The organism is Serinicoccus chungangensis (genome assembly GCF_006337125.1).
In the GTDB taxonomy this organism is placed as follows: Bacteria; Actinomycetota; Actinomycetes; order Actinomycetales; family Dermatophilaceae; genus Ornithinicoccus; species Ornithinicoccus chungangensis.
Map to the genome: position 1 here is coordinate 455,831 of NZ_CP040887.1, position 21,318 is coordinate 477,148.

The 21,318-nt window shown below is 72.7% G+C and carries 20 protein-coding genes and 1 pseudogene; 14 read left to right on the plus strand and 7 right to left on the minus strand.

The annotated features are described in order from the left end of the window. The first annotated feature begins 130 nt into the window (after positions 1–130). Positions 131–466 carry a histone-like nucleoid-structuring protein Lsr2 gene (locus FHD63_RS02065; protein WP_139719719.1) on the plus strand — a complete coding sequence of 112 codons (336 nt, stop codon included), beginning with the start codon at positions 131–133 and terminating at the stop codon, positions 464–466. A 72-nt stretch (positions 467–538) separates the two neighbouring features. Here FHD63_RS02065 and ligD (FHD63_RS02070) read toward each other — a convergent pair whose 3' ends face one another. Both ligD (FHD63_RS02070) and ligD (FHD63_RS02075) read right to left on the minus strand, forming a co-directional pair. Continuing rightward, on the minus strand, positions 539–1,387 hold the full coding sequence (ligD, locus tag FHD63_RS02070; protein WP_139719720.1) for a non-homologous end-joining DNA ligase: 849 nt from the start codon (positions 1,385–1,387) through the stop codon (positions 539–541). Beyond that, positions 1,387–2,379, minus strand: coding sequence for a non-homologous end-joining DNA ligase (gene ligD / locus FHD63_RS02075; RefSeq protein WP_139719722.1), 993 nt, complete (start codon positions 2,377–2,379; stop codon positions 1,387–1,389). The genes ligD (FHD63_RS02070) and ligD (FHD63_RS02075) overlap by 1 nt, the downstream gene beginning before the upstream one ends. Before the next feature lie 18 nt (positions 2,380–2,397). Between ligD (FHD63_RS02075) and ku the strand changes: the two genes are divergently transcribed. Continuing rightward, positions 2,398–3,423, plus strand: a complete 1,026-nt coding sequence (ku, locus tag FHD63_RS02080) for a non-homologous end joining protein Ku (protein ID WP_139719724.1) — start codon at positions 2,398–2,400, stop codon at positions 3,421–3,423. 8 nt (positions 3,424–3,431) lie between these two features. Here the strand turns inward: ku and FHD63_RS02085 are convergent, their stop codons facing one another. Next, positions 3,432–4,043 (minus strand): hypothetical protein, encoded by a 612-nt coding sequence (locus FHD63_RS02085; protein ID WP_139719726.1) that lies wholly within the window; start codon positions 4,041–4,043, stop codon positions 3,432–3,434. Between the two features lie 188 nt (positions 4,044–4,231). Between FHD63_RS02085 and FHD63_RS02090 the strand changes: the two genes are divergently transcribed. From FHD63_RS02090 to FHD63_RS16160, 3 genes are all read left to right on the plus strand, one after another. Next, on the plus strand, positions 4,232–6,757 hold the full coding sequence (locus FHD63_RS02090) for an ATP-dependent Clp protease ATP-binding subunit (protein ID WP_139719728.1): 2,526 nt from the start codon (positions 4,232–4,234) through the stop codon (positions 6,755–6,757). A gap of 510 nt (positions 6,758–7,267) precedes the next feature. Then, positions 7,268–8,692, plus strand: coding sequence for a C40 family peptidase (locus FHD63_RS16420; RefSeq protein ID WP_158296684.1), 1,425 nt, complete (start codon positions 7,268–7,270; stop codon positions 8,690–8,692). 50 nt (positions 8,693–8,742) lie between these two features. Then, the gene (locus FHD63_RS16160; protein ID WP_139719732.1) at positions 8,743–10,023 is read left to right on the plus strand and encodes a carboxylate--amine ligase; all 1,281 of its coding nucleotides are present in this window, start codon (positions 8,743–8,745) and stop codon (positions 10,021–10,023) included. Positions 10,024–10,026: 3 nt separating this feature from the next. Here the strand turns inward: FHD63_RS16160 and FHD63_RS02105 are convergent, their stop codons facing one another. The 4 genes from FHD63_RS02105 to radA all read right to left on the minus strand — a co-directional run bounded on the left by FHD63_RS02105 (position 10,027) and on the right by radA (position 14,615). Beyond that, positions 10,027–11,073 (minus strand): lipid II:glycine glycyltransferase FemX, encoded by a 1,047-nt coding sequence (locus FHD63_RS02105; RefSeq protein WP_158296685.1) that lies wholly within the window; start codon positions 11,071–11,073, stop codon positions 10,027–10,029. 25 nt (positions 11,074–11,098) lie between these two features. After that, positions 11,099–12,010: an HhH-GPD family protein gene (locus tag FHD63_RS02110; RefSeq protein ID WP_139719736.1), complete on the minus strand. Its 912-nt coding sequence runs from the start codon at positions 12,008–12,010 to the stop codon at positions 11,099–11,101. A gap of 1 nt (position 12,011) precedes the next feature. Beyond that, a complete protein-coding gene (disA, locus tag FHD63_RS02115) occupies positions 12,012–13,094 on the minus strand; it encodes a DNA integrity scanning diadenylate cyclase DisA (protein ID WP_139719738.1) in 1,083 nt (360 codons plus the stop codon). A gap of 105 nt (positions 13,095–13,199) precedes the next feature. After that, positions 13,200–14,615, minus strand: coding sequence for a DNA repair protein RadA (radA, locus tag FHD63_RS02120; protein WP_139719740.1), 1,416 nt, complete (start codon positions 14,613–14,615; stop codon positions 13,200–13,202). A 128-nt stretch (positions 14,616–14,743) separates the two neighbouring features. Between radA and FHD63_RS02125 the strand changes: the two are divergent. The 9 genes and pseudogenes from FHD63_RS02125 to FHD63_RS02165 all read left to right on the plus strand — a co-directional run bounded on the left by FHD63_RS02125 (position 14,744) and on the right by FHD63_RS02165 (position 21,270). Further along, positions 14,744–15,656 (plus strand): annotated as a pseudogene (locus FHD63_RS02125) (Ppx/GppA family phosphatase). Between the two features lie 4 nt (positions 15,657–15,660). Next, entirely contained in the window at positions 15,661–16,470 is an 810-nt protein-coding gene (locus FHD63_RS02130) for a sugar phosphate isomerase/epimerase family protein (protein ID WP_139719742.1), read from the plus strand. 136 nt (positions 16,471–16,606) lie between these two features. Further along, entirely contained in the window at positions 16,607–17,572 is a 966-nt protein-coding gene (locus FHD63_RS02135) for a proline dehydrogenase family protein (protein WP_174964887.1), read from the plus strand. A gap of 5 nt (positions 17,573–17,577) precedes the next feature. Next, positions 17,578–18,381, plus strand: a complete 804-nt coding sequence (gene proC / locus FHD63_RS02140) for a pyrroline-5-carboxylate reductase (protein WP_139719744.1) — start codon at positions 17,578–17,580, stop codon at positions 18,379–18,381. A 75-nt stretch (positions 18,382–18,456) separates the two neighbouring features. Next, the gene (locus FHD63_RS02145; RefSeq protein WP_170215582.1) at positions 18,457–18,996 is read left to right on the plus strand and encodes a GNAT family N-acetyltransferase; all 540 of its coding nucleotides are present in this window, start codon (positions 18,457–18,459) and stop codon (positions 18,994–18,996) included. 30 nt (positions 18,997–19,026) lie between these two features. Next, entirely contained in the window at positions 19,027–20,214 is a 1,188-nt protein-coding gene (locus FHD63_RS02150; protein ID WP_139719746.1) for an acetoin utilization protein AcuC, read from the plus strand. Positions 20,215–20,438: 224 nt separating this feature from the next. Next, the gene (locus tag FHD63_RS02155) at positions 20,439–20,639 is read left to right on the plus strand and encodes a helix-turn-helix domain-containing protein (protein WP_139719749.1); all 201 of its coding nucleotides are present in this window, start codon (positions 20,439–20,441) and stop codon (positions 20,637–20,639) included. Positions 20,640–20,808: 169 nt separating this feature from the next. After that, positions 20,809–20,907, plus strand: coding sequence for a 30S ribosomal protein bS22 (locus FHD63_RS02160; protein ID WP_003792170.1), 99 nt, complete (start codon positions 20,809–20,811; stop codon positions 20,905–20,907). 81 nt (positions 20,908–20,988) lie between these two features. Next, complete coding sequence (locus FHD63_RS02165; protein WP_238705730.1) at positions 20,989–21,270, plus strand: glutaredoxin family protein; 282 nt, start codon at positions 20,989–20,991, stop codon at positions 21,268–21,270. Positions 21,271–21,318 lie beyond the last annotated feature (48 nt).

Here is a 21,318-nt window from a genome sequence, read left to right on the forward strand (position 1 = left end):
GCAGCCCATTGCCAGGAATTCCCAAGAATTCCCGTGCAAGAAATGCTGACTTCGCCCCGCGAGGAAAGAGCGCTAGTCTTCTCCTGCGACGCAACCTGTAGCGGCGCATGCTCGGCACAAAGGAGAAGAAATGGCACAGCGAGTGCAGGTCATCCTGGTGGATGACCTCAGTGGTGGGGAGGCGAACCAGACCGTGGAGTTCGCCTTGGACGGGGTTCACTACGAGATCGACCTCAGCGACGAGAACGCCGCGAAGCTGCGTGAGGACTTCGCGTCGTGGATCGGTCAGGCCCGTCGGGCCGGAGGTCGTCGCCAGACCCGGCGGCGTGGCGCCGCCCCGGCGGCCGGAGGCCGCAGCGACGAGCTCGCGAAGGTCCGCGAGTGGGGCCGGGAGAACGGCTACAAGGTCAGCTCTCGTGGCCGCGTCTCGCAGGAGCTCCAGGACGCCTACGCGGCGGCCCACTGACCTCTCGGAGGCTCTCGGAGAAGGGCTGACGTCCCGCGGGGACGTCAGCCCTTTTCTCGCCCTTTTCCGGGCTCAGGCCCGGTCCATCGTGATCTGCTCGAGATCGGTATCCCCGGCGGCCGCGCCCTCGACCTCGGACCAGTCGCGCGGGAAGGCGACCTGAGGTCGTTCCCGCGCCCTCAGGGACCACGGACAGATAGTGGTCTTGGCGCCATTGTTCTGGCTCCAGTCCAGAAACACCTTGTGTGAGCGCAACGATTTGCTCATCCGTGCAGTCACGAGATCCGGATGGTCCTCGGCGAGCTTCTCGGCGAGGGCCTTGGTGACCGCGCTCACCTCGTCCGCGCCACGGGTGCCCTCGAGCCCGGCGTACAGCTGCATGCCCTTGGACCCGCTGGTGACGGGGCGCGACTCCAGGCCCACGGCCTCCAGGCGCTCCCGCACGAGGAGCGCCACCCGGGAGCACTCGCGCAGCCCCGCGCCGGGCCCGGGGTCGAGGTCGACCACGAGGCGGTCCGGCGGCAGCGCGGCACCGTCGTCGTCGACCCGCCACTGGGGGACGTGCAGCTCCAGGCTGCCGAGGTTGACGAGGTAGACCAGGACGGCGAGATCGGTCACGAGGGGGAAGGTGAGGTGGGTGTGTCCGCGGGAGGACCCGGGAGTGGGCAGGGTCACCCGGGGCAACCACTCCGGTGCGCCGGAGGGGAGGTTCTTCTCGAAGAAGTGGGCCCCGGTCACCCCCTCCGGCCACCGGATCCGGGTCACCGGCCGGTCCGCCAGCTCGGGCAGGATCTGCTCCGCGTGGGTGACGTAGTAGGTGAGCACCTCCCCCTTGGTGGTCCCGGTGGCGGGGTAGAGGACCTTGTCCAGGTTGCTCACCCGCAGCGTGCGTCCGGCCACGCTCACCTGCTGGCTGCTCATCATGCCTCCCCGACGGGGCCGACGAGGTCGGCCGGTTCGAGGTCCGGGCGGACGCCCTGGAAGGACGGCTGGCGCAGCCGGTCGGCCGTCCCCTCGGCGCCCAGCGCGGCGACGTCGACGACCACCTGCGGTCGCAGCCAGGTGGAGCCGCGCGCCTCGACGGGCGGGATCGGGGTGTCGAAGGGGTACTCCCCGGTGGGCACCCCGGCCAGGAGCCGCTGCAGGTGTTCACCGGCGCGCCCCGCCAGCCCGCTGCCGACCCGCCCCCGGTAGCGCAGCCGCGGCGACCCGTCGGCGGTGAGCTGCGGCATACCGTCGGGTCCGCGCAGCGGCACGCCGACGTGCACCGCCCCGATGCGGCCGGGGCGCCCGGCCTCGGGCCGCCAGCCGCCGACGACCACCGACACCCGGGCGCGGTGCGGGTACTTCAGCCAGGCGGTGCTGCGCCTCCCCGGCTGGTATGCCGCGTCCCGCCGCTTGCTCACCACCCCCTCGAGATGCTGCTCGCGGGTGGCGCCGAGCAGCATCTCCCCGTCGTCGTAGACGGGGGAGAGCTGGACCCCCGGGACGTCCTCGACGAGCTGCTCCAGCGCCTCCCGACGCGCCGACCAGGGGAGCGCCGTGAGGTCGAGGCCGTCCAGGCGCAGCAGGTCGAAGGCGACGTAGGTGGCGGGGCGGGCGGCGGCCAGGCGCTCCGCGGCGGCACCCTGGCCCACGTGGACCCGCTCGACGACGTGGCTGAAGGAGGGGCGACCCTCGACCAGGCAGACCGCCTCGCCGTCCAGCAGCAGGTCCTCGGCCACGCCGCCCAGGCCGGCGAGCTCGGGGAAGGCGTGCGCGATGTCGCGCCCGCCCCGGGTCAGCAGCCGCAGCCGCCCCTCGGTGACGTCGGCCAGCAGCCGGATGCCGTCCCACTTGATCTCGTGCACCCACGCCGGGCCGGTCGGCGGCCGGGCCGGGACCTCTCCCGGGGTGGCGAGCATGGGGCGCATGGGTCCATCCTGGGGTGCGTGAGAGCGATCTGGAAGGGTGCCGTCTCGTTCGGGCTGGTCAACGTGCCGGTGCGGTTGTACTCCGCCACCGAGAACCACGACCTGAGCTTCCACCAGGTACGCCGCAGCGACGGCAGCCGGATCCGCTACAAGCGGGTGGCGCAGGCCGACGGCGAGGAGGTGGCCTACAAGGACATCGCCAAGGCCTACGAGACCGACGACGGCAAGACGGTCGTCCTCACCGAGGAGGACCTGGCGAGCCTGCCCCACCGCAGCAGCAAGGAGATCTCCGTCGAGCAGTTCGTGCCGCGCGAGCAGATCGACCCGATCCTCTACGACAAGGCCTACTACCTCGAGCCCGACGCCATGGGCGCCAAGGCCTACGGGTTGCTGCGCGAGGCCCTGCGCGAGTCCGACCGGGTGGCCGTGGTCACCGTCTCGGTCCGCAGCCGGATGACCATGGCGGTGCTGCGGGTGCGGGAGGACGACGCCGCGATCGTCCTGCAGACCCTGCTGTGGCCGGACGAGATCCGCGCCTCCGACCAGCTCGACCACCTCGACGAGGTGAGCGAGCCCAAGAAGGACGAGGTCGCCATGGCGCGGATGCTCGTCGACTCGATGTCCGGCGACTTCGAGCCCGCGGGGCACGTGGACGACTTCAAGGAGGCCGTCGACGCGCTGGTGGAGGAGAAGATCAGCGGGGGAGAGGTCACCGAGAGCCCGGACGAGGAGGAGGAGGCCGACAGCGGGGAGGTCGTCGACCTGCTGGCGGCGCTGCAGCGCTCGGTGGACCGGGCCAAGAAGGGCCGCGGCGAGGACGCCGAGGACGGCGGCACCTCGGAGGGCGAGGGCTCGGGGGGCAAGGCCTCCGGGGGCAAGTCCTCCGGGGGCAAGGGCTCAGGCGGCCGCTCCTCGTCGACGACGTCGCCGGGCAAGAAGGCGTCCACGTCGTCGGGCAAGAAGTCGTCCGCGAAGTCGTCCACGTCGTCGGGGAAGACGTCGGGCACCAAGGCCGCGAGCACGAGGTCGAAGAAGGCGGGCTGAGCCGCGGCTCAGGGAGTCGTCGTGCTCTCCGCGGCGTCCTCCAGGGCGGCCCGCGGGCTGCAGCCGAAGCCACGGTCCAGCTTGGTGGCCACCGAGGTGAGCGTGGAGCGCAGGGCCTCCCCGACGTCCTCCCCCGAGTCACCCAGCGCCTGCGCGGTGAGGGAGTAGGGCGTGCGCTCGCCCTTCTCCGAGCCGGGGCTCGTGCACAGCGTCAGGCCCACCGCCAGTCGCGGGCCCAGGTAGGACTCGCCGAGGTACTCCGGGCCGGGGCTCATCCCCTCCTCCTCGCGCGCGAGCGCCCGGGCCTGCTCACGGCCCTCCTCACCCACGGCCACGCCCACCCGCACGAGCGGGCGCTCGCCGTCGTAGGCCTCGCACACCCAGGAGGTGTCGTCGTCGGTGACGACCACCTCGCGCGGGTCGGCCGGCTCACCGCCGGCGAGGGCACGCAGCGACTGCGGGCTCACGTCCTCGCACAGCCAGCCGTCGGCCGACCCCTGCGTCGGCGCGGGACCGGAGGTCGACGACCCGGCGGGCTGCTGCGGCTCCGTCCCGGAGGTGCAGCCGGCGGCCACGAGGGCGGCCAGGAGGGTGATCGGGAGCAACGGTGGCACGCGCATGCCCGCATGCTAGGACGACCGGCTGGGCGGCATACCTCGTGCCGCCGGAGGGTCACCACGGGCTCACCTCCCGCAGGAGGCAGCCCATTGCGCCGGGGGCGAACACGGAACATCGGTGGTGGATGAGGACGTTGACCCGGACCAGACGCACGTAGAGTGGGTGGTAGCCCACAGTGGAGGAGAAGAGCATGTTCGAACGGTTCACCGACCGGGCTCGACGTGTGGTGGTGCTCGCGCAGGAAGAGGCGCGCATGCTCAACCACAACTACATCGGCACCGAGCACCTGCTGCTGGGCCTGATCCACGAGGGTGAGGGCGTGGCCGCCAAGGCGCTGGAGTCGCTGGACATCTCGCTGGACGCCGTGCGCCAGCAGGTGCAGGAGATCATCGGCCAGGGCCAGCAGAGCCCCACCGGCCACATCCCGTTCACCCCCCGCGCCAAGAAGGTCCTCGAGCTCTCGCTGCGCGAGGGCCTGCAGCTGGGGCACAACTACATCGGCACCGAGCACCTGCTGCTCGGCCTCATCCGTGAGGGTGAGGGGGTCGCGGCCCAGGTGCTCGTCAAGCTGGGTGCGGACCTCAACCGGGTCCGTCAGCAGGTCATCACCCTGCTCTCCGGCTACCAGGGCAAGGAGTCCGCCACGGCGGGCGTCGGCGCCGGCAGCCAGCAGGAGGGCCAGCAGTCCGGCTCCCTCGTGCTCGACCAGTTCGGCCGCAACCTCACGCAGGCCGCCCGGGAGGGCAAGCTCGACCCGGTCATCGGCCGGGAGAAGGAGATCGAGCGGGTCATGCAGGTCCTGTCCCGCCGGACCAAGAACAACCCGGTGCTCATCGGCGAGCCCGGCGTCGGCAAGACCGCCGTCGTCGAGGGCCTGGCCCAGGACATCGTCCGCGGGGACGTGCCGGAGACGCTCAAGGAGAAGCAGCTCTACACCCTCGACCTCGGTGCGCTGGTCGCCGGCTCGCGCTACCGCGGAGACTTCGAGGAGCGCCTCAAGAAGGTCCTCAAGGAGATCCGCACCCGCGGTGACATCATCCTGTTCATCGACGAGATCCACACCCTCGTCGGGGCGGGTGCCGCCGAGGGCGCCATCGACGCCGCCAGCATCCTCAAGCCGATGCTGGCCCGCGGCGAGCTGCAGACCATCGGTGCGACGACGCTGGACGAGTACCGCAAGCACATCGAGAAGGACGCCGCCCTCGAGCGCCGCTTCCAGCCGATCCAGGTCGCCGAGCCGACGCTCAAGCACGCCATCGAGATCCTCAAGGGTCTGCGCGACCGCTACGAGGCGCACCACCGGGTGACCATCACCGACGGCGCCCTCGTGGGGGCCGCCACGATGGCCGACCGCTACATCAACGACCGCTTCCTGCCGGACAAGGCGATCGACCTGATCGACGAGGCCGGCGCGCGACTGCGCATCCGCCGGATGACCGCGCCGCCGGACCTGCGCGAGTTCGACGACAAGATCGCGCACGCCAAGCGCGAGAAGGAGTCGGCCATCGACGGCCAGGACTTCGAGAAGGCGGCCCGGCTGCGCGACGAGGAGCACAAGCTCACCCAGGCGCGTGCCGAGCGGGAGAAGGAGTGGAAGAACGGTGACATGGACGTCGTCGCCGAGGTCGACGAGGAGCTGATCGCCGAGGTCCTCGCCGCCGCCACCGGCATCCCGGTCTTCAAGCTGAGCGAGGAGGAGTCCTCCCGCCTGCTCAACATGGAGGACGAGCTGCACAAGCGGATCATCGGCATGAACGACGCCATCAAGGCGCTGTCCCAGGCCATCCGCCGCACGCGGGCCGGTCTGAAGGACCCGCGCCGTCCCGGTGGGTCGTTCATCTTCGCCGGGCCCACGGGTGTCGGCAAGACCGAGCTGGCCAAGGCGCTCGCCGAGTTCCTCTTCGGGGACGAGGACAGCCTCATCACCCTGGACATGTCCGAGTACTCCGAGAAGCACACCGTCTCGCGGATGTTCGGCTCGCCTCCCGGCTACGTCGGCTACGAGGAGGGCGGTCAGCTGACCGAGAAGGTCCGGCGCAAGCCGTTCTCGGTCGTGCTGTTCGACGAGATCGAGAAGGCTCACCCGGACATCTTCAACAGCCTCCTGCAGATCCTGGAGGACGGTCGCCTGACCGACTCCCAGGGCCGGGTGGTCGACTTCAAGAACACCGTCATCATCATGACCACCAACCTGGGCACCCGGGACATCGCCAAGGGCGTCTCGCTCGGCTTCTCCGCCGGGCCCGAGACGCGCAGCGACTACGACCGGATGAAGAACAAGGTCACGGACGAGCTCAAGCAGCACTTCCGTCCGGAGTTCCTCAACCGCGTGGACGACACCATCGTCTTCCCGCAGCTCACCCAGGACGAGATCGTCGCCATCGTCGACCTCATGGTCGCGCGGCTGGACGAGCGGCTCAAGGACAAGGACATGGCCATCGAGCTCACCTCGTCCGCCAAGGAGCTCCTCGCCAAGCGCGGCTACGACCCCGTGCTGGGTGCGCGGCCGCTGCGCCGGGCGATCCAGCGCGAGATCGAGGACCAGCTCTCCGAGAAGATCCTCTTCGGTGAGATCGGCACCGGCCAGATCGTCATCGTCGACGTGGAGGACACGGTCGGCGAGGGCAAGAACCGCGACAAGGTGTTCACCTTCCGCGGGCAGGAGAAGCCGGCGGAGGTGCCCGACACCGTGCCGGTGGAGGAGCAGGCCGGCTGAGGCGCGCAGAGCACCGCTGAGGGCGGGGACAGGCAGGGATGCCCGTCCCCGCCCTCTGGCGTGTCCGGGGCCGCTGAACGGGTCGCCGGAGGCCCCGCCGGTCCGCCGGGGCCCGGAGATCCTCGAGGACCGTGACGCGCCCACAGGGGTCACGTCGCATCGCGTGAGTCACAGGCGTCACGAGGCCGCAGAGGCGCCCGTGAGACGTGTGAAAAGCGAGAAAAGTGCTGGTCAGCGAACTACATCGTTGTGATATCCGGGGTGACCTGCGAAAACCCTGAGAGTGTGTGACAAACATCACGAATTACACGCTTGTGGTGCCCCCGGCAAATGCACTCTCGCTGGTGGGAGGGGGGTTGCATGGTCCTGCGCGGGTGGGTTTCACTGCTCTCGGCCCGCCCGCGGGTCGTCCCGCAGCACCCCCTCGTCCGGTCACCGGACACCCCCTGCCTGTCCCACCACACGTATGGATCCCCGATGACCCTGAGTCCCCGCCGCCTGTCTCGCACCATGATCGCCGTCACCGCAGCGGCAGCCCCCGTGGTGACCCTCGCGCCTGCCGCCCAGGCCGCGCCGTCCGGCACCCCGCAGCTGCCGCAGCAGCCCCTGCTGCCGAGCACGCCCGTCGACCTGATGACGACGCCGCGCATCCTGCCGACGCCGGCCCCGACCAGCACCGTCACCATGCGGGTCGACGCCGCCTCGGGGGTCAACGTGCGCAGCGGTCCGTCCACGTCCTACGGCGTCGTCGGGGGCTACCGCCAGGGCGCGCAGCTCACCGGCACGCTGACGTCCAACAACTGGCTCAAGATCGCCCCGAACCGCTTCGTCGCCGCGTGGAACCTCACGCGGGTCGGTGGCGGCGGTGGGGAGCAGCCGGACCCCGCCCCCAGCGGCGTGACGCAGTGGATGGAGGCCTCCATCGGCAACGTGCGCTCCGGCCCCGGCCTGGGTCACCCCGTGGTGACGACGATGCGCAAGGGCACCAAGGTGCAGGGCTCCTGGACCAGCAACGGGTGGCTCAACATCGGGGGCGGCAAGTACATCTCGGGCACCATCCTCACCGGGACCGACCCGGGTGGCGGCGGTGGCGGCGGCGAGCAGCCCGACCCCTCGCCGACCCGGGTCACCCAGTGGATGGAGGCCTCGATCGGCAACGTGCGCTCCGGGCCCGGGCTGGGCCACTCCGTGGTGACGACGATGCGCAAGGGCACCAGGGTGCAGGGCTCCTGGACCAGCAACGGGTGGCTCAACATCGGGGGCGGCAAGTACATCTCCCGGACCATCCTCACCGGGACCGACCCGGGTGGCGGCGGTGGCGGCGGTGGCGAGCAGCCCGACCCCTCCCCGAGCCAGGTGACCCGGTGGGTGAACGCCTCCATGGCCAACGTGCGCTCCGGGCCGTCCACGTCGTACTCCATCGTCGGCAGCAAGGCGAGGGGCACCCGGGTCACCGGCACCCTCACCAGCAACGGCTGGCTGAAGATGTCGGGCTCGCAGTACATGGCCGAGTCGGTCCTCACGGCCAGCGACCCCGGCGGCGCGGCCCCGGCCCCGGCCCCGGCGCCGGCCCCGGCGCCCAGCCAGATGCGTCAGCTCATCCTCAACACCGCCGCGAAGTACGTCGGGACGCCCTACAAGTACGGCGGCAACAACCCGCAGGAGGGTTTCGACTGCTCCGGCTACACCAAGTACGTCTTCGCCGAGGTGGGGCTGACCATCCCCCGGACCGCGGCCACGCAGCAGGCGGCCGTCACCCCGGTGAGCACCCCGCAGCCGGGTGACCTCGTCTTCTTCGGCTCTCCGGCCTACCACGTCGGCATCTACGCCGGCGACGGCATGATGTACGACACGGGACGGCCCGGCGTGCCCACGCAGTACCGCGCGATCTTCAGCGGGGTGTCCGGCTACGGGCGGGTCTCCGGGGTCAACTGACCCGCGGTCGCGCCCGGGCGGGCGGTCGCCGGTGACGTAGCATGCGCCGTATGCCCTCGGACGTCACCGCCGTGCCCCCGCCTGCCCCGGGACCGGCCTTCCGGCCCGTCTTCCTCGGCACCGACGCGGGCACGTACGGGCTCGCCCGGGCGCTGCACGAGCGCTACGGCGTCGAGACGACGCTGGTGTCGCGCGGCCAGACCGGGGCGATCGCGAACTCGCGCATCCTGCGCCCGGTGGAGGCGGGGCAGGACACGGGGCGGGCGGAGCTGCTGGCGACGCTGCTGGCCGAGGGCCGGGCGGCCCGGGAGCGGGAGCCGGACGTCCCGCTGCTGCTCGGCTGCAACTCGGACTCGCACACCGACCTCATCGCCCAGCACGCGGACGAGCTGGCGGAGGTCTTCGCCTTCCCCCGGATGTCGCCGCAGACCCTCGAGCAGATCGCCGACAAGCAGCAGTTCGGGCAGATCTGCGAGCGCCTCGGCCTGCCCACCCCGCAGACCACCGTCGTCCGCTTCGGCGACGCCGACCAGCCCGGCTGGACCCCCGGGCCGATCGACATCACCTACCCGGTCGTCGCGAAGCCGGCCAACAGCGCGCACTTCGAGAACCTCAGGTTCCCCGGTGCCCAGAAGGTGTGGTTCCTGCAGACCCCGCAGGAGTGGGAGGACCTCGTGACGGTCCTCGTGGACGGCGGGGTGCGGCAGGACTTCCTGGTGCAGGAGCACATCCCCGGCGACGACACCCACCAGCTCTCGATCGTGGGGTACGTCGACCGCACCGGCCGGCTCACCGCGGTCGCGACGGCGCAGGTCCTGCTGGGCGAGCACGACCCCACCACCATCGGCAGTCCGCTCGCCATGATCACCACCCCCATGCCCGAGCTCATGGACGCCGCGGAGCGCATCCTGGGGGCGGTCGACTACTGGGGCTTCGCCAACATCGACGCCAAGCGCGACCCGCGCACCGGGACGATCTACTACATGGAGGTCAACCCGCGCATGGGGCGCAACAGCTTCTACGCCACCGCGGCGGGGGCCGACCTCGCCGGGGCCCTGGTGGACGACCTCGTCCACGGGGTGGAGCGCGCCCCGGTCCGGGGTGCGGACGAGGTGCTCTACAGCATCGTCAGCCCGGCCGTCCTCCCCTACTACGTGCGGGACGCCGCGCTGCGCCGACGCGTGCTGCGGGCCGCGCGGCGAGGGACCGTCCACCCGCTGCTCTACGAGCGCGGCAACTGGCGGCGGCGCGCCTACGTCATGGCCAACCGGCTGAACCACGCCAAGAAGCTGGCGAGGTTCTACCCCCGGCCCTCGGCGACCGGGTTCTGAGGCTCAGTAGAAGGTCGCCCCGGGCCGGCCGCCGGAGACCACCTTGGCCGTGACCCGGTGACCCACCCGCTGCCAGGCGGCATACCGGTGCGGGCGGAGCACGAGGTCGTAGGCCCCGACGAAGTCGGTGACCTCCTTGCTGAAGCTGCGCTTGAACTCCCCGATGCCGAAGTAGGGGTCGGTGGGGTCGTCCACCCGGGAGGAGTGCGGGGTGCCGGCCATGTCGTAGGAGGTCGCTCCCTGCTCCTGCGCCCAGCGCATGGCCTCCCACTGGAGCGCGTGGCTGCCGCCGCGGACCGGCCGCTCCCGTACGCTGGCACCGTCGCGGTAGCAGGCGACGTCGCCGACCACGGTGACGAAGGCGCCGGCCACGTCCCGGCCCTCGTGCTGGGCGAGGAAGACGCGGCCGAGCCCGGCGTCGCAGAACGTGCGCCACATCGCGACCTGGTACTCGTGGGAGCGGGGAGCGATGCCCTGGTCCTGCACGACCTCCATCCACAGGGCCCACATGCGCTCGTAGGTCGACTCCTCCAGCGGGGCCGCCTCGGTGACGACGCCCTGCTTGAGGCCGCGCCGGATGGTGTTGCGGGTCTTGGACGGCAGCCGCGCCATGAGGTCGTCCGGCGTGCCGGTCACGTCGACGAAGACGGTCGACCGGTTGGTCTGGATGCGTCCGGCCGGGAGCAGGCCCAGGCGCTCGAGCGACTGCAGCGTCTCCGGTGACTCGACCAGCTCGGGCTCGATCTTGACGAGGAACACCCCGGCGTCGTGGGCCGCGGTCCGCAGGTCCGGCAGCAGCGCGGCCAGACCCTGGACGGACGCCACCCCCGGTCCCTTGGGGAGGTACCAGACCTTCCCGAAACCGGGCGCCCGCCGCTCGTGCACGGTGATGGGGAAGCCGTCGACGTCGGCATACCGCGGGGTCCACCCGGCCAGGCTCTTGACCTGGGCGAACTCCGGGGTCTGGAACATCGACGGGCGTCCCGGCGTCTGCAGCAGGCGCGCGCGCCACTGCTCGGCCGACTCATAGGTGTCCCAGCGCAGCGTCATGCCAGGCATCGTAACGACGAGCCCGTCACCTGCCGGGGAGGCGGAAGAGCGCGCCGGGCAGGGGCTCCACCAGCCCCTCGGCGACGAGCGCGTCGAGGCAGCGTTCACGCTGGCGCTCGGCGTCGTCCTGCTCGCCCGCCGCCCCGGGCACGGGCCACGCGGCCCGCAGCCGCTCGGCAGGGACCGGCTCCGGGGACTCGCGCAGGACCTGCAGGAGGATGCCGCGGCACTGCCGGTCCGTGCCGGCCCAGCGCTGGCCGCGGCGCGGCGGACCGGTGGGGGGCGGTGAGCCGGCCGACCGCCACGAGCACAGGTCGGCGATCGGGCACTCGGCGCACCGTGGCGCCCGGGCGGTGCAGACGAGTGCGCCCAGCTCCATGACCGCCACGCTCCACCTCGCGGCGACCTCGCCGTCCTCGGGCAGCAGCCGGGCCGCGAGGGCCGTCTCGGCGCGGGTGAGGGCCGGGGCCGGCAGGGCGGTCCCGGTGACCGTGCGTGCCTGCACCCGCCGGACGTTGGTGTCGACGACCGTGGCCCGCGCCCCGAAGGCGAAGGCGGCGACCGCCGCGGCGGTGTAGTCGCCGACCCCCGGCAGCGTGCGCAGGACCGCCTCGTCCGCGGGCACCTCACCGTCGTGCGCGTCCCGCACGGCGGTCGCGGCGGCGTGCAGGCGCAGGGCGCGACGCGGGTAGCCCAGCCGCCCCCACTCCCGGACGGCGTCGCCCGTGGGTGCGGACGCCAGCGCCGCCGGGGTGGGCCACCTGCTCATCCACCGCTCCCAGACCGGCAGCACCCGCGACACCGGCGTCTGCTGCAGCATCACCTCGGAGACGAGCACGCCCCACGGCGAGCGGTCCGGCTCCCGCCAGGGCAGGTCGCGCCGGTGCTCGGCGAACCAGGGGAGCAGCCGGTCGTGCAGGACCTCGGGGGGCGGCACGTCAGGAGTAGCGCTCGAGGATCGAGCTCTCCGCGAGCCTCGACAGGCCCTCCCGCACCGCGCGCGCCCGCGCCTCGCCGACGCCGTCGACCTGCATGAGGTCCTCGAGGCCGGCCGAGAGCAGCTGCTGGAAGGTGCCGAAGTGCGCCACGAGCCGGTCCACGATCGCCCCGGGCAGCCGGGGTATGCGGTGCAGCAGCCGGTATCCCGACGGGCTGAGCTGGTGGTGGTCCATGCCGTCGCCGACGACCGTGATGCCGAGGCAGCGGGCCACGGCCGCGAGGTCCAGGAGCTCGGTGCTGTCCAGCGCGCCGAGCGCCGCCTGCACCTGGGCGGGGTCCCGGCCGCCGTCGGCGGCACCGATGTAGTCGCGCACGACGAGTCCGCGCTCGCGCTCGACCCCGCCGGTCATCTCCTCCAGCTGCAGGCCGATGAGGCGTCCGTCCACGCCGAGCTCGACGACGTACTGCTCGATCTCGGTGCTGATCCGGCGGACCATCTCCAGCCGCTGGAGCACCGAGGCCAGGTCACGCACGGTGACGAGGTCCTCGATCTCGAGGGCGGACAGGGTGCCGGAGACCTCGTCGAGGCGCGAGCGGTAGCGCTCGAGCGTCTGCAGCGCCTGGTTGGCCTGGGCCTGCAGCTGGCTGCGGTCCTCGAGGACGTGCCGGATGTCCCCGACGTAGAGCGCGATGAGCGACATGGACTGGCTGACCGAGATGACGGGGAAGCCGGTCTGCTTGGCCGTGCGCTCGGCGGTGCGGTGCCGGGTGCCGCTCTCGCGGGTCTCGATGGTGCGTTCCGGGGCCAGCTGGGTGGCGGCCCGGACGATGCGGGTGCCGTCCCGGCTGAGCACGATGCCGCCGTCCATCTTGGCGAGCTCCCGCAACCGGGTGGCGGAGAACTCGACGTCGATCTCGAAGCCGCCGGTGCTGATCGAGTCGACCGTGCGGTCGCTGCCCAGGACGATGAGCGCCCCCGTCCGACCGCGCAGGATCCGCTCCAGCCCGTCACGCAGGTCGGTGCCCGGTGCGACCGCGCCCAGGGTGGCGCGCAGGAGGGCCTCGTCGTTGCGCTCGGGCATGCCCACCTCCCTCCTGTTGCGCGGCCGTCGGTGCTCGCGTGCCGGTGAGGCACTGGGCCGATCTTAGGCGGCGGCGGGTGCCGTCCCGCCGACCCGGTCAGATCTTTATGGATTCTTGACCAGGGACCCAGCGAGGCCGTCACGACCTGCGCTCGCCTGCGCGGCCGCGAGCACCAGCGCGACGGCGTCGCTGAGGGTGGCGACCTCGTGCACGCGCATGCCCGCCGGCGGCCGGCCCTCGGTGAGCGAGCCCACCGGGATGACCGCCTCGGTGAACCCGATCCGGGCCGCCTCGGCCAGCCGGCGCGGGGCGCCCGTCACCGGGCGCAGGTCCCCGGACAGACCGACCTCGCCCACCGCGATCGTGCCCATCGGCAGCGCGAGGTCGGCCTTGGCGCTGGTGAGGGCGAGGGCCAGCGCCAGGTCGGCAGCCGGCTCGGAGAGGCGCACCCCGCCGACGGTCGCGGCGTAGCAGTCGTCCTTGGCCAGGGGCACCCCGCCGCGCTGCCCGAGCACGGCGAGGACCATGGCCAGCCGGGCCGGGTCGAGCCCGCTCGTCGTCCGCCGGGGCGACCCGGCGGCCGCCTCGCTCACCAGGGCCTGCACCTCCGCGACGAGGGGCCGCCGACCCTCCAGGGTCACCGTCACGCAGGTGCCGGGCACCGGACGGTCCCGGCTGGAGAGGAAGAGGGCGCTGGGGTCGGCGAGGCCCGAGATGCCGGAGTCGCCGAGGTCGAAGCACCCCACCTCGTCAGTGGGGCCGAACCTGTTCTTGACCGCGCGGACCAGCCGCAGCCGGCTGTGCCGCTCGCCCTCGAAGGCCACGACGACGTCGACGAGGTGCTCCAGGACCCGCGGGCCGGCGATGCCGCCGTCCTTGGTGACGTGCCCGATGAGGACGGCGGCGGTGCCGCGGGTCTTGGCCGCCTGGATGAGGGCCGAGGCGACCTCGCGCACCTGCCCGACGTTGCCCGCCGCCCCCTCGACCTCGACGCTGGCCACCGTCTGCACCGAGTCCACCACCAGCAGGTCGGGGTCGGTCTGCTCCAGCTGGCCGAGGATCGTCGCGAGGTCGGTCTCCGAGGCGAGGTAGAGGGTGTCGGCCACGGCGCCGATGCGCTCGGCCCGCAGCTTGACCTGGGCGGCGGACTCCTCCCCGGAGACGTAGAGCACGGACCGGCCCTCCCGGGCCGCGCGGGCCGCGACGTCCAGCGCGAGGGTCGACTTGCCGATCCCGGGCTCTCCCGCCATGAGCACGACCGCCCCGGGCACGATCCCCCCGCCCAGCACCCGGTCGAACTCGCCCACCCCGGTCGGGCGTGCCTGGGCGGCGTCGGCGTCCACCGTCGCGATGGGCACGGCCGGGCGGGCGGGGCGCACGGCGCTGGTCCGGACGGTGGTGGCCCCGCCGCTCTCGGACACAGTGCCCCACGCCTGGCACTGCGGGCACCGCCCCGCCCACTTCACGCCCTGCCAGCCGCACTCCGTGCAGCGGTACGCCGTCCTGTTCGCCTTGGCCACGCCCCCAGCGTAGGTGCCGGCCCCGACAGGCCCGTCAGGACGAGCGCGGGGCCGTCCGCGGCCGTCCGGCCCGGGGCCCACCGCACTCCCGTGGCCGGGACCCCGGGCTGGTGCGGCATCATGGCCGCATGCGCCTGGGTGTCATCGACGTCGGATCGAACACGGTCCACCTGCTGGTCGTGGACGCCCACCCCGGCGGCCACCCCACACCCGACTTCTCGCACAAGGTGGAGCTGCGCCTCGCCGAGCACCTCACGGCGGCCGGTGACATCAGCCCCGAGGGCGCCGAGAAGCTGGCCGGCTTCGTCGCGGACTGCGTGGAGGTCGCGGCGAGCCGTGGGGCCACCGAGCTGCTGCCCTTCGCCACCAGCGCGATCCGCGAGGCCGGCAACACCGACGAGGTGCTGGCCCTGGTCCGGGACCGGTCGGGGGTCGACCTCGACGTCCTCCCGGGGGAGGAGGAGGCGCGCGCGGCCTTCCTCGCCGTGCGGCGGTGGTTCGGCTGGTCCGCGAGCCGCCTGCTCGGCGTGGACATCGGGGGCGGCTCGCTGGAGCTGGCGGCGGGGATGGACGAGCAGCCTGACGTGGCGGTCTCGCTGCCCCTGGGCGCCGGGCGGCTGAGCCGCGAGCTGGCCCACGACCCCCCCGGAGCAGGGGGAGATCAAGGCCCTGCGCAAGCGCATCCGGTCCGAGGTCGCCGCCGCCCAGCCGGCCCTCGCCAAGGTGGGGTCTCCCCAGCTGGTGGCCGGCACCAGCAAGACCGTCCGCTCGCTGGCGCGGGCCTGCGGGGCCGCCCCGCGGGGGGACGGGCTCTACGTCCCCCGGGTCCTGCGCTTCGCCGACCTCGCCGAGCTCACGCCCCGGCTGCTGCGGATGTCGGCGGCCGAGCGAGCCGGGCTCCCCGGGGTCTCGGTCGCCCGGCAGCTCGCGGCAGGGGCGCTCGTCCTGGAGGCCGTGCTGGAGCTGAGCGGGGTCGACGAGCTGTCGGTGTGCCCGTGGCGCTGCGCGAGGGCCTCATCCTGCGTTTCCTGGACGGGCTGAGCTGGTGACCCCCCGCATCCCGGTCCACCTGTCGACGTCCTCGGTCTACCCCGAGAACGCCGCCTACGCCTTCGACCTGGCCGAGCGGCTCGGCTACGACGGCGTCGAGATCATGGTCTGGACCGACCCGGTGACCCAGGAGGCGGGCGCGCTGAGCGCGCTGGCCGCCCTGCACGAGCTGCAGATCGGCGCCATCCACGCGCCGACCCTGCTGCTGGCGCAGCGGCTGTGGGGCTGGGAGCCCTGGGGCAAGATCGAGCGTGCGCTGGACCTCGCCCGCGACGTGCAGGCGCAGTGCGTGGTCGTGCACCCGCCGTTCCGCTGGCAGCGGGGGTATGCCGAGGGCTTCGTCGAGGGGGTGGCGCAGCGGCAGGAGCGCTGGGGCATCCCCATCGCGGTGGAGAACATGTTCCCGTGGCGCACCGGCGGGTCGGCGATGCAGGCCTACCTGCCCGGACCCGACCCGCGCGACTACCCCTACAGCGACGTGACCTTCGACATCAGCCACGCCGCCACCGCCGGTGAGGACGCCCTGGACATGGTGCGCGACCTGGGTGGGCGGGTGCGGCACGTGCACCTGGGGGATTCCTTCGGCTCGTTCCGCGACGAGCACCTCGTCCCCGGACGCGGCGACCAGCGCTGCCGCGAGGTGCTGGAGCACCTGGTGGCGACCGGCTTCCCCGGCGTCGTGAGCCTGGAGGTGGGCACGCGCACGATGAAGACGGCCGAGCGGGAGGCGGCCCTGGCGGAGTCGCTGGCGTTCGCCCGCGAGCACCTCGGGCAGCACGACCTCCCGGGCGCCCGGGGGTCCTGAGCGGTCGCGGACGCGTCGTCCCGGCCGGTGACGTGGGGGCCGACCTCGCGGTGCTCGCCGCGTTCTTCGCGGGCTCGATCGCGCTCGCCTCGCTCACCCTGCGACGACGCACGCCGTGAGGCGTAGCCTGGGGCCCATGGAGCTCGCCGACCTCAACCCCTCCGCCCTGATGCGCCAGACGCTGCTCGGCGTGAGTCGCAACACCACCCTGCGCCAGGTGATCGAGCAGGCCCCGGTGAGCCGGGACGTCGTCAGGCGTTTCGTCGCCGGCGACAGCACCCCGGACGCCGTGCGCGTGGCGGGCGAGCTCGTGGACACGCACCGGCAGGTGACCATCGACTACCTCGGCGAGGACACGACCGACCCGGCGCAGGCCGAGGCCACCCGGGACGCCTACCTCGGGCTGATCGCGGCCCTGTCCGAGGCCGGTCTGACCCAGGGCGGCGCGGCCGAGGTGAGCCTCAAGCTCTCGGCCCTCGGCCAGTTCCTGGGGCGTGACGGCCACGCCATCGCGCTGGACAACGCCCGGGCCATCTGCCAGGCGGCGGCCAACGCCGGCACCACGGTCACCCTCGACATGGAGGACCACACCACCACCGACCCGACGCTGTCCGCGCTCGCCGAGCTGCGCCAGGACTGGCCGTGGGTGGGCGTGGCGCTGCAGGCATACCTGCACCGCACCGAGCAGGACTGCCGCGACCTCGCCCACGAGGGGTCGCGCATCCGGCTGTGCAAGGGCGCCTACAAGCAGCCGGAGTCGGTCGCCTTCCAGGACAAGGACGACGTCGACAAGGCCTACGTCCGCTGCCTCAAGATCCTCGTCGAGGGTGACGGCTACCCCATGATCGCCACCCACGACCCGCGCCTGGTCGAGATCGCCTCGGTGCTCGCCGCGAAGGCCCAGCGCGACGCCGACAGCTACGAGTTCCAGATGCTGCTGGGGATCCGTCCGGACGAGCAGCTGCGGCTGGCCGGCGCCGGGTCGCGGATGCGGGTCTACCTGCCCTACGGCGAGGACTGGTACGGCTACCTCGTGCGGCGGATGGCCGAGCGCCCGGCCAACCTGACCTTCTTCCTGCGCGGCCTGGCGACCAAGGGCTGACCACGGTGCCGATCGCTCTCCTCGGGGCCGGCGTCATGGGCAGCACGCTCGCGGCGGCGCTCATCCGCTCCGGCCACGACCCCGACGACCTCGTCCTCAGCGACCGCGTCACCGCCCGCGCCGAGCAGGTGGCGACCCAGCACGGCACCCGGCACGACGCGCCCGCGGCCGCGGCGGCCGCCGCCGACGTCGTGGTGCTGGCCGTCAAGCCGCAGGACATGGCCGCCCTGGTCGCCGAGATCCGCGACCACGTGCGACCGGACGCCCTCGTGGTCTCCATCGCGGCGGGCATCACCACCGAGTTCCTCGAGCGCCGCCTGCCGGAGGGCACCTCGGTGGTCCGGGTCATGCCCAACACGCCGGCGCTGGTGGACCAGGGCATGTCGGCCATGAGCCCGGGCCGGCACTGCACCGAGGAGCAGGTCGAACGGGCGCGCACCCTCATGGGGCACGTCGGACGGGTCGTCGTGCTCGACGAGGGGCACCAGGACGCGGTGACCGCGATCAGCGGCAGCGGCCCGTCCTACATCTTCTACGTGGTGGAGGCGATGATCGAGGCGGGGGTGCTGCTGGGCCTCCCGCGGGACACGTCCACCGAGCTCGTCGTCCAGACGTTGTATGGTGCGGCCACGATGATCCGGGAGACCGGGACCCACCCGACCGTGCTCAGGGAACAGGTCTCCAGCCCGGGAGGCACCAGTGTCGCCGCTCTGCGGGCGCTGGAGGATCACAAGGTCAGGGCCGCTTTCCTGACCGCCATGGAGGCGGCCGCGAGGAGGTCGCACGAGCTGTCGCCGCGCGAGGAGTGAGGCTCGGTGCCGTGTCACCGAGTGTTCACCCGTGACGGCGGGGCCCGGGCGACGCGTGTGAAAGAGTAGGCAGCTATGAGCGAGATCCACGTACGCGTGCTGGGGCCCGACGACTGGTCCTCCTACAAGGACGTCAGGCTGCGTGCCCTGCGTGAGTCTCCGGAGGCCTTCGTCGCCTCGGCCGAGGAGGAGGAGGCCTTCCCCGACGACCGGTGGCAGGAGCGGATGGAGCGCTCGCGCCGGGTCCTCGCCTACGACGGCGACGAGGTCGTCGGGGTGGTCAGCGTCGGCACCGGGCACCGCACCAACATCCCCGGCGCCGGTGAGCTCTTCGGCCTGTGGGTGGCCCCGGCCCGTCGGGGCACCGGCGTGGCCCGACGCCTCCTCGAGAAGGCCGCCAAGGTGGGCCGCGAGATCGGTCTGCGCCAGCTCGTCTACTGGGTGGGGACCGACAACGGGCGCGCCGTCGCCTTCGCCTCGAGCTTCGGCTTCCGGCCGACGGACGATCGGCGCCCCATGCGCATCCGCGGGGTGGACGAGGAGGACGCCGAGTCCGAGGAGATGATGATGGTCTACCCGCTCGGTGACGCCGCCGGGGTGCCCACCTCGCTCTGAGCCGCGGTCCGCGTGGTCTAGCGTGAGCCCATGACGTCGTCGTGGGTGATGTGGGACGAGCGCTACGCGGCCTACGACTTCGGCGTGGGGCACCCCATGCACCCCAGTCGCCTCCTCCTCACCCACCGCCTGGCCCAGGACCTCGGGCTGCTGGACCACGAGGACGTGCGGCTGCTGCCCGCCCGGCACGCCACCGACGACGAGCTGCTGACCGTGCACACCCGCGACCTCGTCGAGGTGGTGCGCGAGGCCTCCGCGGACCCGTCCGCCGCGCGGGGCCGGCAGGGGGTCGGCACCGAGGACACCCCCGCCTTCGCCGGGATGCACGACGCCTCCACGCTGGCCGTGGGCGCCACGCTGGAGGCCTGCCGGGCGGTGTGGTCGGGCGAGGCGGTGCGCGCCTGCAACATCGCGGGAGGGCTGCACCACGCCATGCCCCAGGCGGCGTCCGGGTTCTGCGTCTACAACGACATCGCGGTCGGGATCCAGCACCTGCTGGACTCCGGCGCCGAGCGCGTCCTCTACCTCGATCTCGACGTCCATCACGGTGACGGGGTCGAGCGCTGCTTCTGGAACGACCCGAGGGTCATGACGGTGTCGATCCACGAGACGGGCCGGGCGCTGTTCCCCGGCACCGGCTTCCCGGGGGACACCGGCGGACCCCGGGCCCCCGACACGGCGGTCAACATCGCCCTGCCCCCGGGCACCGGGGACGAGGGGTGGCTGAGGGCCTACGAGGCCGTCGTCCCCACCCTCGCCCGGGCCTTCGACCCGCAGATCGTCGTGAGCCAGCACGGGTGCGACTGCCACTACGCCGACCCGCTGGCCCACCTCGCCGTGTCGATGGAGGCCCTGGCGGTCGCCTACGGCCGGGTCCGGGACCTGGCCGACGACCTGACGGACGGCCGCTGGGTGGCCCTCGGCGGCGGGGGGTACGAGCTGGTCGAGGTGGTCCCGCGCGCCTGGGCCCACCTCATCGGGGTGGTGACGGGCCGCCCGGTCGACCCCACCACCCCCGTCCCGGAGACCTGGCGCCGCCACGTGGAGGAGGTCTACGGCCAGGACGCCCCGCGCACCATGGGGGACCGGGGCGGCCGGGAGATCCGGGCCCGGCGGTGGGAGGACGGCCACGACCTCGACGACCCGGTCGACCTGGCCGTCATGGCGACCCGGAGGGCCTGCTTCCCCGGCTGGGGTCTGGACCCCTACCTCGACTGACGACCCGCCCGGCGGCGGTTCCTCGCACCAGCATCAGCGGGTTGCACGACGCCCACCTGCATCTTTGGTCACTCCCGGCGTGTCGCGCTGGACAAATTTGTCGTCACGACTTTCGCAACCTGCACTCCTGCCCCTAGTGTTAGCCCGACAACTGAGGCAGGCAGCATGCCGGAGGGGAAGCCGTGCGCGCTGCCTGCACATATTTGAGAGACGGGATGCGTCCTATGGCAGATGAGCGCCAGTTCGCTGAGATGACGTTCATGACCGTGGCCGAGGTGGCTGCCGTCATGCGTGTGTCGAAGATGACCGTGTACCGGCTGGTGCACTCGGGCGAGTTGCCCGCGGTGCGGGTCGGCCGGTCCTTCCGGGTACCCGAGAAGGCGGTCCACGCCTACCTGGAGGAGTCCTACCACGGCACCGCGTGAGTCCGGCCGTGCCGGTCGCCGCCGGTGCGCCACCCGGCGGGTGACCCCGGCTTTTGGGAGCCCGGCGCCCGTCGCGCTACGCTGACGTGGCTGTGCAGCGCCGCCCGAGGTCCTCACGGACCGGGCCGCCGGCTGCACCACCCGGACCGACGACGAGAAGGATGGCCCCATGGGCTCTGTGATCAAGAAGCGCCGCAAGCGGATGGCCAAGAAGAAGCACCGCAAGCTGCTGCGCAAGACGCGTCACCAGCGTCGCAACAAGAAGTAGGACGTACCGGCGGTACCGCCGACGACCTGACCGAGGCGCCCCGGCCCACCGGGGCGCCTCGTCGTCTCTGGAGGGAGGGCCGTGCGCCTGCCACGCCGAGCCCGGACGCCGCGCGTCGAGATGCTGTCGCGCCCCGGGTGCCACCTGTGCGAGCAGATGCTCCAGGTGGTCTCGCAGCAGGTGCCCACGGTCGTCGTGCGGGACATCGACGCGGAGCGTCGCGCGGGGGTCATGGACGAGCGCGAGCACGACGGCTGGACCACCCAGGTGCCCGTCCTGCTCGTCGACGGGTCGCCCGTCGCCCGCTGGCAGATCGACCCGGCGGAGCTGCGCGCCGCCCTGTCGGCCCGACGGCGTCGGTAGCTCCCCGCGGGGGCCCGGGGCCCGGCGCCGTTTTGGAGGAAGACGGGG